The sequence below is a fragment of the Streptomyces sp. NPDC096324 genome (assembly GCF_044763015.1).
In the GTDB taxonomy this organism is placed as follows: domain Bacteria; phylum Actinomycetota; class Actinomycetes; order Streptomycetales; family Streptomycetaceae; genus Streptomyces.
Map to the genome: position 1 here is coordinate 93,568 of NZ_JBIWFK010000018.1, position 13,781 is coordinate 107,348.

The following is a 13,781-nucleotide window of genomic DNA, read 5'->3' on the forward strand; positions in this document are numbered from 1 at the left end:
ACCCTGTGGACAGTGAGTCGGCCGTCGGCATCGAGGCCGCCGGAAACAGCGCGGGAGCCGGACCCGTCAACTGTCAACTTCGGGTTGACAGTCCTGGACTGTCAACCTACCGTTGACACATGACGACGAACTCTCCCGGCAAGGCATCCGTGCGTCTCGACGACCTCATCGAGGCCATCAAGAAGGTGCACAGCGACGCGCTCGACCAGCTCCAGGACGCTGTGATCGCGGCGGACCACCTGGGCGAGGTGGCCGACCATCTGATCGGGCACTTCGTGGACCAGGCACGGCGTTCCGGGGCGTCCTGGACGGACATCGGCAGGAGCATGGGCGTCACCCGGCAGGCCGCGCAGAAGCGGTTCGTGCCCAAGGCGGAGGCCGACCTCGACCCCAGTCAGGGCTTCGGGCGCTACACCGAGCGGGCCCGGAAGGTCGTCATGGTCGCGCACGAGGAGTGCAAGGCCCTGGGCGGGACCGAGGGACTGCCCGAGCACCTCGTCCTCGGCCTGCTCAGCGAGCCCGACGCGCTCGGCGCCCGGGCCGTCACCGCGCAGGGAGTCTCCTTGGACGCCGTCCGCGAGGCGGCCGTCGCCGCACTCCCGCCGGCCGCCGACGAGGTCCCCGAACTGGTCCCGTACGGACCGGCCGCCAAGAAGGTCCTGGAGCTCACGTTCCGCGAGGCCCTCCGCCTCGGCCACAACTACGTCGGCACCGAGCACATCCTGCTCGCGCTGCTGGAGTTCGAGAACGGCGAGGGCGTGCTCAACCGGGCGGGCGTCGACAAGACGGCGGCCGAAGCGCACATCGGACGCCTGATCACGGAGCTGGTGAAGGAGAAGACGGAGACGGAGGCGGAGGCGGCGGCCGAGGCGGCGGCGAAGGCGGAGGGCGCGTCCTAGGGCGGACACGGCGTTGCGGACACGGCCTGGGGGCAGCCGTCGGAGCGCCGCCCGGAGGGGATGCCCGACCAGCAGCCACGGCAACGCCGGCCGAAAGGCACGACGCGGTCCCGGGGCTGACCGGAGGGGGCGCCCGCGTCGTCGGCGGCGGTGCCGGAACGGCCTGGTCGAGACGGCCCGGTCGAAGGGCCTGGTCGAGATGGCCTGGTCGAAGTGCCCGGTCGAAGCGGCTGGGGGAGACGGCTGGTCGGAACGGCGTTGTCAGACCCTCCTGCGAGACTCGGAGGCATGACCGAGCGCTGGGCTCTCGCGCCGGCCGAGGACGGTGGCGTGGAGCTCGCCGCCCTCGGCCCGGACGGGCTGCCCACGGGAGGGGTGCGCCGGGAGGCGGACCTCGCGGAGGCCGTACGGGCCCGGCCGGACGTGAGCCGGTGGGTCTGGCGGTCGACGGCCGATGTCTATCCGATACTGCTCGCCACGGGGGTGCGAGTGGAGCGGTGTTACGACATGGAGGCCGCCGAGACCCTGCTGCTCGGACACGAGGGGCGGCTCGGCGAGCCCCGGTCGGCGGCCGCCGCGCTGGCGAGACTGCGCGGCGGCCCCGTGCCGCCGGACCCGCCGCAGCGTTCCGCCGAGCCCGGTTCGCAGTCCTCCCTCTTCGAACCCCGCCCGGTGCACGTGCCGCTGGCGGACCTCCTCGCGGTCTACGCCGACCAGCAGCGTCGGCACGACGCGGCAGCGCACCCGGACCGGATGCGGCTGCTGACGGCCGCCGAGTCCGCGGGGATGCTGGTCGCCGCCGAGATGAACCTGGCCGGGCTGCCGTGGAGCGCGGACGTCCACCGGGACGTGCTGCACGAACTGCTCGGCGAGCGGTACACCGGCGGCGGTGAGCCCCGGCGCCTCGCCGAGCTCACCGACGAGGTGTCCGCCGCCTTCGGACGACGGGTCAGACCCGACCTGCCGGCCGATGTCGTCAAGGCGTTCGCGCAGGCCGGGATCAAGGTCAAGTCCACCCGGCGGTGGGAGATCGAGACGATCGACCATCCGGCCGTGAAACCGCTCATCGAGTACAAGAAGCTGTATCGGATCTGGGTCGCCCACGGCTGGTCCTGGCTCCAGGACTGGGTGCGAGACGGGCGGTTCCGGCCCGAGTACCTGCCGGGCGGGACCGTCACCGGACGCTGGGTGACCAACGGCGGCGGCGCGCTCCAGATCCCCAAGGTGATCCGGCGTGCCGTCGTCGCCGACCCCGGCTGGCGGCTGGTCGTCGCCGACGCCGACCAGATGGAGCCGCGCGTCCTCGCGGCCATCTCCCGCGATCCCGGCCTGATGGAGGTCGCGGGCCGGGAGAGCGACCTCTATCAGTCGGTGTCGGACCGGGCGTTCTCCGGCGACCGGGCACAGGCCAAACTCGCCGTGCTCGGCGCCGTCTACGGCCAGACCTCCGGCGACGGCCTGAAGAACCTCGCCCTGCTCCGCCGCCGTTTCCCCAAGGCGGTCGCGTACGTGGACGCCGCGGCCCGCGCGGGCGAGGAGGGGCGGCTGGTGCGGACCTGGCTGGGGCGGACCTGCCCTCCGGCCGCCGGGTCGGGCGACGGCGACGGGGAGGAGGCGGGCATCCCGCAGGACGATCCCGCGGACACCCCCGCCGACCAGGGCTGGGTGCCGGGGTACGCGTCCTCCGACTCCCGCGCCCGCGGACGGTTCGCGCGCAACTTCGTCGTGCAGGGCAGCGCCGCCGACTGGGCCCTGCTGATGCTGGCGGCACTGCGCCGCACCTGCGCCGGGCTCGCCGCCGAGCTGGTCTTCTTCCAGCACGACGAGGTGATGGTGCACTGCCCGGCCGAGGAGGCCGACACCGTGGTGGCCGCCATCCGTGAGGCGGCCGAACTCGCGGGCCGCCTCACGTTCGGACAGACACCGGTGCGTTTCCCGTTCACGACGGCGGTCGTACGGTGCTACGCGGACGCGAAGTGACGCGGTCCGCCTGTCGCCGGACGGTCCGGGGTGCCGGTGCCGGTGCTGGTGCCTGGTCCTGGGCCTGGGCCAGTGCCTGGGCCTACCGGGACGCCGGCGGACCTCCCGGTCCGCCCGCCCCCACCGCACTGTCAGCTCTGCCTTCTCCGTCTGCTCCGTCTGCTCCGTCTGCCAGCAGATTCCGCAGTTCGGCCGTCACCGGGCTGTCCGTTCCCGCCAGGGCCTCCAGAGCGGACGTCCACTCCGCGTAGGCCGCCTCGGCGTCACCGCGTTCCCGCAGCAGCAGGCCCGCCTGGTGACGGGCCAGGCCTCCGGTGTACCGGTCGGCTCGGCGGTCGGCACGGCACCGCAGCAGATCGCACTCGCGCGCGGCGCGCTCCAAGTGACCGACACCGCGCAGCGCCCGTACCAGGCCGAGCCTGGTCTGTGACTCGCCGTGCCAGTCGCCGTGGCCGCCGAGGATGCGCAGGCTCTCCTCGAAGTGCGGTACGGCGGCGGCCGGTTCGCCGAGCGTGAGGTGGGCGTAGCCGATGTTGCAGTGCGCGGAGTGCCGGATGATCACATCCTGCACAGCGTCGCCGATCGCGAGGCTGCGCTTGTGGTGATCGATGGCGGCCCGCGGGTCGGTGTGCTCGTACAGGTTGCCGAGGTGGCTGTAGGTGATGGCCTCCACGTGCGGGTCGCCCAGTTCCCGCGAGAACTCAAGACTTTGGAGCAGGGCCTCACTGGACTCGGCGTGACGGCCGAGGGATTCGAGGAGCATGCCCCGGTTGTTCAGGGCCCGCCGCTGGCAGGAGCGCACCCCGAGGCGGCTCCAGATCGCGAGCGCCTCGTCGTTCAGGGTGAGGGCTTCGCCCACGCGGCCCGTCACGAAGTGCAGTCCTCCGAGGTCGCCGAGCGCGTACGCCTCGGCGGCCTCGTCGCCGAGCAGGCGCGCCGCGTCGAGTGCGGCCCGCTGAAGAACCTCCAACTCGGCTACCCGACCGCTGCGTTGGACGTACGGGTTGAGCAGCCGGGCCAGCAGGGGGAAGTACGGCGAGGCATGCGTGTGCCGCTGCGCGAGCGCGACCACGTTCGCCAGTTCCGTGTCGCCCCAGGCGAAGGCCTCCCGCCCGGAACAGAACGGGGGTGTGGCCGCCACGTCCGCCGCGTGCCCGGCCGGCTGCGAGGCGGTCGGCCTGCTCCGGTCCTCCCTGTCGAGACCGGGTTCGAGAATCGCCTCCAGGGAGCGGGCGGCGACACCGGCGTACCAGCGCAGGGCGCGCTCGGCGACGGCGGCGTCATGACCGAGGGGTACGGGTCCGGTCGCCGCGAGGCCCCCGCCGGTGACGGCGTCGGCATCGGCATCGGCGGCCATGGGGGTTGTCGCGAGGCCGCACTCCGCCTCGCCCGCGATCTCCCGGGCGAAGTCCCGTACGAGGTCGTGCGGCGCGTACCGCCCGTACGCGGTCTCCTCCAGGAGGGCGACGTCGACGAGGCGGTCGAGCGCGGCCTCGGCACGGCGTTCGTCGGTGCCCGTGAGGCGGGCGACGAGGGCGGCTCCGTACGCGGGCAGGTCGAGCGCGCCGATACGGCACAGGGCGAGCGCCGCGTCCCGGTCGGCCTCGCGCTCGGAGGCGCGCAGCGCGTCGTGCGCGACGGCGAGTGAACGGCGCACGCTCAGGTCGTCGTACTCCAGATGATGCAACCGGCCTTCCGTGGCGGCCAGTTGACCGGCGAGAACATCGGGGGTCAACGCGCGGCGGGCGGCGAGCCGGGCCGCGACGACCCGGAGGGCCAGCGGCAGCCGGCCGGTGAGTTCGACGAGAGGGTGGTCCCCGTCGAGTCCGTCCTGCCGGCCGGAGACCGCGCGGAGCAGGACCGCGCTGTCCTCGTGCGTCAGCGGCGCGAGAGGGAATCGGTCGGCTCCGTCCAGGGCGGTGAGCGGCGAGCGGCTCGTCACGATCACCGCGCATCCGGCACCGGCCGGCAGCAGCGGGCGCACCTGGGCGGCGTGCGCCGCGTCGTCCAGCACCATGAGGGTGCGGGTGGGCGCGAGCATCGACCGGAGCAACGCCGCCGCGGCGTCGGGGTGTTCGGGTATGCGGCGGGGTTCCGTCCCCAGGTCGCGCAGGAGCGCGGCGAGCGCCTGACCGGCGGTGAGGGGGGTCATGCCGGGGGTGGCGCCGTGCAGGTTGACGTACAACTGGCCGTCGGTGAATCGTTCCCGCAGTCCGTGGGCGACGTGCAGCGCGAGAGCGCTCTTGCCGACGCCCGCCATCCCGCTGATCACCGCGACGCGCGGCAGCACGGTGGTGGGGTCGCCGCCGAAGGGCCGACCGTGCGCGTCGCCCCGGGCGCCGTCGCCGGACCCACCGGCGGACGCCTCACCGTCAGTTGCCCGGCCGACGGTTGCCCGGCCTTCAGTTGCCCGGCCGTCGGCCGTCCGGCCGGACGACCCGGCGATCGTCGTGGCAGCGGGTTTCCCACCGCTCGCACGGGCGGATGCATCGGCGAACGCGGGTGCGGATGCTCCGTCGTCGGGGCCGCCGGTCGCGTGTGCCGGTCCCTCCGGGTGCGTGCGCCACGGGACGGTCTCCGGGGCCAGGACCTGGAACAGGCCGTCGCGGACGTCCTCGCGTCCGATGAAGTGCGCCGGAGGCGGAGGGAGTTGAGCGGGCCGGGGCGGCGAGGCGACACCCCGCCCACCCCGAGCGGAACCGCCCTCGGGCTCCACCTCGCCACCGTCTCCATCCCGGCCGAAGTTCCCGTCCGGGCCTACGTTCCCGTCCCGACCCCGACCGCCATCACGGCCAGCATCGCCGCCCCGGCCACCACCGCCATCACGGCCAGCGCCCCCGGCACCGCCAACATCGCCATCACGGCCGGCACCCCCGTACCGGCCACCACCGCCATCACCGCCAATGCCCCCGGCACCGCCCTCCCGGCCGGCAGCCCGGTCGCGGCCCGCGTTCGCAGCGCGGCCGACAGTGCCGTCCCGGCCGTCATCGCCATCGCGACCGACGCCCCGGTACCGGCCGCCGACGCCACCCTCACGGCCAACGCCCCCGGCACCGCCGGCACCGTCGCCCCGGCCGACGCTCCCGTCCCGCCAGGCGCTCCCGATCCGGTCGACGTCCCCGTCCCGGCCGCGCTCGCCGTCACCGCCGACGCTCCCGGTCCCGTCGTCAGCCCCGGCCCTGTCGTCGTCGCCGCTCCAGGCGCCGCCTCCGCCGCCGTTGCCCTCGCCGCTCCGAGCCCGGTCCCCGTCGGTGTCGCCGCTCACCGCGCGGTCGCTGTCGTCCTGCGCCCGCCGGTCCTGGCGTCTGTCGCCGCCCCTTCTCCGGTCCGTTCCCACGCCCGGAATCCAGGCGCTGCCCTCTTCGCCGCTCCCGGTCCCGTCCGGACGGGATCCGTTCCCCCTCATGGCCCGGTCCCCGGCGTGGCCCCCGCCCGGGTGCACGTCGATGGCACGGGCCTCGCCCGGAACCCGGTCGTTGTCCCGAAGGATCTCCAGGTGCGCCCTGCGCACGGCCGGCCCGGGCTCGATGCCGAGGTCGTCGAGCAGGCGTGCCCGCAGATCGCGGTGGACGGCGAGGGCCTCGGCCTGGCGTCCGGTGCGGTGCAGCACCAGCATCAGCAGCCGGTGGAACGACTCGCGGAGCGGATGCTCGACCGTGCGGGCGGCCAGCTCCGGTGCCAGCCGATCGAGCCGGGACGCCGTCGGATCGAGGCGCAGCTCCGCCTCGTACCCCCACTCCAGGACGAGCAGTCGGCCCTCCTCCAGACGCTGGACGAAGGCGTGTCCGCCGGTCTCGGGCGGCAGGCCGCTCAAGGGGATGCCACGCCACAGCGCGAGCGCGGCGGTGGACTCGCGCAGCGCCCGCTCCCAGTCACGTTCGGCGTGCGCGTCCCGCGCGGCGGTGGCGTGCCGCTCGAAGACGCGGACGTCCAACTCGCCCTCGCCGACCCGCAGGACGTACCCGGGCGGTACCGCGCGCAGCCGTTCCGGATCGTCGAGAAGGCGGCGCAGCCGGGTCGCGTGGTTCTGCAGGGACGCCTGGGCGGAGGCGGGCGGCGCCCCGCCCCACAGCGCGTCCTTGAGCGCGGCCACGGAGACGACCCGGCCCGGTTCGAGGAGCAGCGCGGCCAGCAGGGCACGCATCTTCCGGCCACCGATCGGGACGACCTCGCCATCGGTGTCGTACAGGACCGGCGGCCCCAGCAGCCCGAACCGCAGCCCGTTCCGCATACGCCGCCCCACTGCCTTTCCGCCCGGCCGCGCAGGCCGCGCACCACGGCGGTTTCGCGCCCTTCCAGGACGGGTTCGCGCCGGTCAAGTGATCGTTCCCGAGGGAACCGTTGGCCATATGTTAGCGATCCGTTGGCGCGGGCTGATGTGATCAAGCCATCGGATCTGGCCCGACGGTGCGCGCGTACTACGCGTAACTCGGGGGAGTGTCGCCGCCGCGGCCGGATCCGGGGACGTCAGAGGCCCCGGTCGTCGAGGTGATCGGCCCGGGGCCTCCGTCCGCACCCGGCCCGGTGAACCGCCCCGGATGACGAGCCGTGCCGTTCCGGCCGACAAGCCCCCGTCACTCCGAACAGCCGGCCGTGCCACTCCGGCTTGCAAGCCCCGTCACTCCGGCCGTGCCGCGCTCCGGCCGGCTAGCCCGTCACTCCGGATGGCCGGCCGTGCCGCTCCGACTGACGAGCCCGTCACTTCACATGACCAGCCGTGCCGCTCCGGCTTGCAAGCCCCGCCACCCATCCCGGATGGACCGGCCGTGGCGCTCCGGCCGGCGAGCGGCTCGGAGCTGCGAGCCGGCTCGCAGGACGAGCCGGCTGTCGACGTGCGGGGTCAGATGACCGGCGGGCGGCCGAGGCGGGTGAGTCGCCAGACCGTCCGCCACCGCATCGGGCGCCGCTCTCCGCCGGACCGCCGCAGCCCCTCCGCGAATCCGCCGAACCAGGCCCTCAGCCCGCCGACCGACCGGGTCCGCAGCAGCGTGAGCACGATCCAGATCCCCAGGTGCACGGGGATCAGCGCCAGGGGCAGTCGGCGGCGGGTGAGCCAGACCCGGTTGCGGGCGGTCACGCGGTAGTAGATGGCGTGCCGGGCGGGAGAGGTCTTGGGGTGCTGGAGCAGCAGCTCGGGCTCGTAGAGCACGGTCCAGCCGGCGTCGATGGCACGCCAGGCGAGGTCGGTCTCCTCGTGCGCGAAGAAGAACTCGGCGGGCCAGTCCCCGGTCTCGGCGAGCATCGGCATGGACAGCGCGTGGCCGCCCCCGAGGAAGCCGGTGACCGGTCCGCCGCGCATCGGGTCCTTGGCGCCGACCCTCGGCACATGGCGGCGCTGTGTCTCCCCGTGTTCGTCGGCGATGCGGAAGCCGACGATGCCGAGCCGCGGCCGGGCGGCGTACAGGTCGCGCACCTTGCGCAGCACGTCGCCGTCGACGAGGAGCCCGTCGTCGTCGAGTTCGACGACCACGTCCACGTCCCCGAACTCACGCAGTCGGCTGAGCCCCACATTCCGGCCACCGGGGCAGCCGAGGTTGTCGTCCAGCTCGATGGCCGTCACCTCGCCCGGCAGGCCGAGGCGTTCGGCGAACTCGGGCAGCGGGCAGCCGTTACCGACGATCACGATCCGGGCGGGGGCCACATCCTGCTTGGCCACGGAGGTGAGCAGCGCGTCGACCTCGACGGGCCGGTTGCCCATGGTCACCACGGCAACGGCGATCCGTGGCCCCTCCTCCGCCTGCGACACGACACCCACCCCATCCCGGCCGACAACTGTGCCGCGATGCTAGTCGTTCACCGGGACGACCCCTCAAGTACGCCGTCAGGTACGCCGTGCGTACGTCCTGATCTACGCCTATACGTACAAGATCAGGAGTGCCGGTTCTCCTTGCGTCGGACGAATTTCAGACCCGACCAGTCCTCGCCCAGGGCCGCCACCTTCACGTCGACGAGTCCGAGTGGCAGGAGGAGGTCCCGCAGATCGTTCTCGGCGATGTCGCTGCGGTGCCCGGCCGCACGGCGGGGCCAGGCGATCCACAGCATGGCCTCGTCCATGAGGTCGCCGGCCAGTCCGGCCGCCCGTGCCGCCAGTCCGGCGTGATCCCGGAAGAAGGCGAGGGTGACGTCCGCCCCTTCCGGACCGCTCTCCGCGACCTCGCAGTCCTCGGGCAGCCCGGGAATCTCCCAGCCGGGCGGAGCCTGGACCAGCCGCACCCGATGCCCCGCCTTGATGCCGATCTTCCGTGCGAGCGGTGTACCGGAGTACCCGCCGCCCACCGCGCTGGATCCCGTCATCCCCGCAGGATGACACCGCCCGGCCCGGCCGGCCCGCGTGCGCGGCGCCGGAGGCTCCCCGGCGCACGGGAGCGCGAAGGTGTCCGCGCAGGAGCGCGACGGTGTCCGCGCAGGTGTGGCGGCCGCCCGGGACACGCTCGACTACCGGTTGTCGGCGAGCGGGTTCATGCTGGTGAGAGCGGCCCGGTCCCCCGGACGTCCCCGGTGATTCCCGGGATGTCCGAGGCTCGCGGGCCGGGGACAGCGTGCGCCCGGTCCACCCCCGGCGGGCGCCACCAGGTTCCGGAGGGCGTCATGAGCTCACCATCCGTCCCGCCGCCGCCCGCGCCCCTGCCACCGCTGGGCCCGGGATCCACGGACAAGGGCCTCAAGGGCGGCGCCCTGGGCCTGTTCTCCAGCACGGTGATCGGGCTGGCCTCCACGGCCCCCGCCTACAGCCTCGCGGCGACCCTCGGTGTGATCGTCGGGATCGTGGGCTTCCAGTCGCCGATCGTGGTCATCCTCGCGTTCGTCCCGATGTTCCTGATCGCCTACGGCTACAAGGAGCTGAACCGGGCCGACCCCGACTGCGGCACCACCTTCACCTGGGCGGCCCGGGCCTTCGGCCCCCGTACCGGCTGGCTGGGCGGCTGGGGCATCGTCGCGGCCGACATCATCGTGATGGCCAACCTGGCGCAGATCGCCGGCGCGTACGGCTTCCAGCTCATCGGCGCGGACGGGCTGGCGCAGAACACCTTCTGGGTCACCTTCGTCGGCGTCCTGTGGATCGCCCTGATGACCCTGATCTGCTACATCGGCATCGAGCTCTCGGCCAACCTGCAGAAGGCGCTGCTCACGATCGAGATCGTCGTGCTGTTCCTGCTGTCGATCACCGCGCTGGTCAAGGTGTACGGCGGGTCGGCGCCGAACGTCTCCTCGGAGATCTCGTGGTCGTGGTTCAACCCCTTCGAGATCAACTCGTTCGACGACCTGACCAAGAGCATCCTCGCCGGAGTGTTCATCTACTGGGGCTGGGACACCGCGGTGTCCGTGAACGAGGAGACCGTCGACCGCGACCGCACACCCGGCCGCGCGGCCGTCATCTCGACCGTCATCCTGCTGCTCGTCTACGTCCTGGTCACCACGTCCGCGCAGGCCTTCGCCGGGGTCGGCGACAAGGGCATCGGGCTGGGCAACCCGGACAACTCCGGAGACGTCCTCTCCAGTCTCGGCGCCGAGGTCTTCGGCACCGGGGGCTGGGGCACGGTCGCCACCAAACTCCTGATCGTCATGGTCCTCACCTCGGCGGCGGCCTCCACGCAGACGACCATCCTGCCGACCGCCCGCACCACGTTGTCCATGTCCGCGTTCAAGGCCATCCCGCAGCGCTTCTCCCGCATCCACCCCCGGTTCCTCACCCCGACCTGGTCCACGGTGGGCATGGGCATCGCCTCGATCGTCTTCTACGTCATCCTGACCAGGGTGAGCGAGAACGTCCTGGCCGACTCCATCGGCTCGGTCGGCCTGATGATCGCCTTCTACTACGGGCTCACGGGGTTCGCCTGCGTCTGGTACTACCGCAAGGTCCTCACGCGCAGCGCGCACGACCTGTGGACACGCGGGATCATGCCGGGCCTGGGCGGCCTGCTGCTCCTCTACTTCTTCATCAACGCCTGCTTCGTGTACGCCGCCGCCGACTACGGCAGCACCTCGTGGACCCTGCCGTTCCCGCCGCACTGGCAATTCGGCGGAGTCTTCGTCACCGGCATCGGCGCGCTTCTCCTGGGAGCGATCCTGATGTTCGTTTACAGCGCGCTGCGCCCGGCCTACTTCCGCAAGGAGACGATCCCGGTGTCGTCCCACGACCGGGACGGCCACTGACCCGCCTACGACCGGAACGGCCGCCGACCCGCGCGGCAGGGGCGCGGGCCGGGACGGCGGTGAGCCGCCCCGGTGGCGCGGGGGAAGTGACCACCGGGGCGGTGCTGAGGGGCGTTGACGTCAGGCGGACGCGCCCACCGCGACGTCCGTCGAACCGTCGGGGCGCACTTCGCCGTCCTCGTCGACGTCCGGCGGAATGGTCGACAGCGCGCTGGCGTGGAGATCCTTCGTACGCAGCATCGTGAAGCCGATGACCGCGGCGACGAACCCGAGGATCGCGCTCAGGGTCATGGCGCCGTGGAAGGCGCTCATGAACGCGTCCTGCCCGGTGGCCAGCACCTTGTCGCGCAGCGGTCCGGCGGCCTGGGCGACGGCGTCGAGAGAGCCGGCGCTGATGCCGTGCGCGGCCTCCTCCGCGGCGCCGCTCCCCATCTGCCTTCCGACCGCCGAGGACGTGAAGTCGTCGGCCACGCTGTGCTGGAAGTACGCGCCGACGCCGGCGATGCCGACCGCGATACCGACCTGCTGGAACGTCTCGTTGATGCCGGAGGCGACACCGGCCTTGGCCGGTTCGGTGACGCCGATGGCCAGCGCCGCCCGGGCCGGGTTGAAGGCGCCCATGCCGAAGCCGGAGATGACCAGCGCCGGGACGAGCACGGTCCACGACGAGTCGGCCTCGGTGAGGTTCAGGAACAGGATGCCGACGGCCATGACCAGCGTCGAGCCGCCCAGGAGCACCCGGAAGGGGACCTTGCCGATGAGCCCGCCGCCGAGCGCCCCGGCGACGAACATGGCGCCCGTCAGGGGCAGGAACCTGAGGCCCGTGCCCCAGGCGTCCACGTGCAGCATGTTCTCCAGGTAGCTCGTCTCGAAGAACACGGACGGCAGGGCCCCGGCGTTGCCGATCATGGCGACGAGGGAGATGCCCACGAAGGTGGGGCTGCGGAAGAACGCCGGGTCGATCAGGGCGCGCTCGCCCAGTCGGCGCTCGATGGCCACGAACAGGATCAGGAACAGCGCGCTGGCCGCGTACAGACCGAGCGTGGTGCCGCTGGTCCAGCCCTCCACCGGCCCGCGGATGGTGGCGAAGACCAGTGCTCCGAGCGCGACGCTGAAGGTGGCCAGACCGGTCCAGTCGGTGGGATGGGCCCGCTTGTTGAGCGACTCACGGACGCGCAGCGCGCCGACGAGGAGGGCGAGCGCACCGACCGGCACGTTGATGTAGAAGATCCAGCGCCAGGACAGCGCGTTGATCAGCGAGCCGCCGATGAGCGGGCCGGTGGCGACGGCGAGACCGACGGCGGCACCGAACGCGGTGAAGGCGGTCGCCCGCTCCTTGCCGTGGAACTCGTGGCTGAGCATGGCCGGACCGACCGCGAACATGATGGCGGCGCCGACACCCTGGATGGCGCGGAACCAGCTCAACTGGCCGGATCCGTCGGCCAGTCCGCAGGCGAGGGAGGCGACGGTGAAGATGGCGAAGCCGACCTGGAAGACCTTCTTGCGGCCGATCCGGTCGGCGAGCGATCCCGCCGCCACGAGGAAGATCGCCAGCGTGAGGGCGTAGGCGTCGAACACCCACTGGAGGTCGGCGAAGCTGCCGCCCAGCGAGCGATGGATCTGCGGCAGCGCGATGGAGACCACGCTCAGATCGAGCATCAGCATGAACGAGCCCAACGCGACGATCCCGAGTGTCCACCACCTAGTGGGCGACGGAGCGCGTTCTGCGGACATGCGAGAACCTTCCAATCGACAGGATCTTTAGATGATGGAAATCTAGATGATTGGAAAGCCATGCGTCAACGTTCGTGACGGACGGTAGTGAACGGCGCGTCGGCCGACGACCGACCTGCCCTTCACCGGAGTGCCGTCACCCACAGTGATGACCCCGGGCACAACAGAAGCCCGCGGCGCCGTCGAACGGCATCGCGGGCTTCGCGGGCTTCCGGGAGAGAGGGACGTGTGGGGCGGAAGGCGGGTGTCAGTCGGAGCAGACCGAGGCGGGCCAGCGACCCGCCATGAGGATGCCCAGCATCTTGCGCAGCGCCTCGCGCTCGTCCTCCGCGAGTGCGCCGAAGAAGGCCGACTCGACCTCCGTGGCCACCCGGTCCGCCGTCGCGAGCGCCGCACGGCCGGACTCCGTGAGGATCAGGTTGTAGCGCCGCCGGTCGGCCGGATTGCGCCGGCGCTCGACATGCCCGTTGCGCTCCATCTCGTCGATCACCGTCACGACGGTCGTCGGATCGAGATTGAGCAGCCGGCTGAGGTCCTGCTGCGAGAGCTCGGGCCCGCCGGCCAGCGCGGCCAGCACGAAGAAGTCGCGGATGCGCATACCGACCCCGGCCAGCGCCTTCTCGACATCCTCCACCAGCACCAGCCCGGCCTTGTGGAGCAGATAGCCGGGCCGCTCGGCGATGAGGAAGTCCTTCCGGGGGGACGCCCCGTGCTGCTCGGCGTGACCGCTGCGCACCATGAGCCGACTCCTTCGATCGTGGCAGTCTCCACCATCGAAGATACAACGATTCCTCGGCGGACAACCCCTCCCCCTGGCGGGATCCCGGCGACCGGAGGCCGGCACCCCCGGCGACGGCCACCCGAGCGGCAGATTCCGGACCGGGGGGAATTCACCCCTCCGCAATCGGCACCGCGACGCCGCACGTTACATCGACGCAAAATCGAACGGACTGTCACGGTCCGCGTTCCGGAAATGGAGCAGATCATTCTCCAGGAATGGGCGAGGTCAGACAA

Annotated in this window: 8 protein-coding genes; 3 read left to right on the forward strand and 5 right to left on the reverse strand. The window is 72.4% G+C overall.

The window, feature by feature from the left end:
* Positions 1-119 precede the first annotated feature (119 nt).
* Both ACIQ7M_RS35690 and ACIQ7M_RS35695 read left to right on the forward strand, forming a co-directional pair.
* Positions 120-899, forward strand: coding sequence for a Clp protease N-terminal domain-containing protein (locus ACIQ7M_RS35690; protein WP_403651956.1), 780 nt, complete (start codon positions 120-122; stop codon positions 897-899).
* A gap of 288 nt (positions 900-1,187) precedes the next feature.
* A complete protein-coding gene (locus ACIQ7M_RS35695) occupies positions 1,188-2,879 on the forward strand; it encodes a bifunctional 3'-5' exonuclease/DNA polymerase (RefSeq protein WP_403651959.1) in 1,692 nt (563 codons plus the stop codon).
* Between the two features lie 82 nt (positions 2,880-2,961).
* On the opposite strand, the gene ACIQ7M_RS35700 is transcribed toward ACIQ7M_RS35695, so the two are convergent.
* From ACIQ7M_RS35700 to ACIQ7M_RS35710, 3 genes are all read right to left on the reverse strand, one after another.
* On the reverse strand, positions 2,962-7,110 hold the full coding sequence (locus ACIQ7M_RS35700; RefSeq protein ID WP_403651961.1) for a BTAD domain-containing putative transcriptional regulator: 4,149 nt from the start codon (positions 7,108-7,110) through the stop codon (positions 2,962-2,964).
* Positions 7,111-7,719: 609 nt separating this feature from the next.
* Entirely contained in the window at positions 7,720-8,634 is a 915-nt protein-coding gene (locus ACIQ7M_RS35705) for a glycosyltransferase family 2 protein (protein WP_403651964.1), read from the reverse strand.
* Between the two features lie 113 nt (positions 8,635-8,747).
* Complete coding sequence (locus ACIQ7M_RS35710) at positions 8,748-9,173, reverse strand: DUF3052 domain-containing protein (protein WP_403651967.1); 426 nt, start codon at positions 9,171-9,173, stop codon at positions 8,748-8,750.
* 294 nt (positions 9,174-9,467) lie between these two features.
* Between ACIQ7M_RS35710 and ACIQ7M_RS35715 the strand changes: the two genes are divergently transcribed.
* The gene (locus ACIQ7M_RS35715) at positions 9,468-11,033 is read left to right on the forward strand and encodes an APC family permease (RefSeq protein ID WP_403651969.1); all 1,566 of its coding nucleotides are present in this window, start codon (positions 9,468-9,470) and stop codon (positions 11,031-11,033) included.
* 120 nt (positions 11,034-11,153) lie between these two features.
* Here ACIQ7M_RS35715 and ACIQ7M_RS35720 read toward each other — a convergent pair whose 3' ends face one another.
* Both ACIQ7M_RS35720 and ACIQ7M_RS35725 read right to left on the reverse strand, forming a co-directional pair.
* Positions 11,154-12,767: an MFS transporter gene (locus ACIQ7M_RS35720; RefSeq protein ID WP_355765921.1), complete on the reverse strand. Its 1,614-nt coding sequence runs from the start codon at positions 12,765-12,767 to the stop codon at positions 11,154-11,156.
* Between the two features lie 247 nt (positions 12,768-13,014).
* Positions 13,015-13,506: a MarR family winged helix-turn-helix transcriptional regulator gene (locus tag ACIQ7M_RS35725; protein WP_403651972.1), complete on the reverse strand. Its 492-nt coding sequence runs from the start codon at positions 13,504-13,506 to the stop codon at positions 13,015-13,017.
* Between the last annotated feature and the right edge of the window lie 275 nt (positions 13,507-13,781).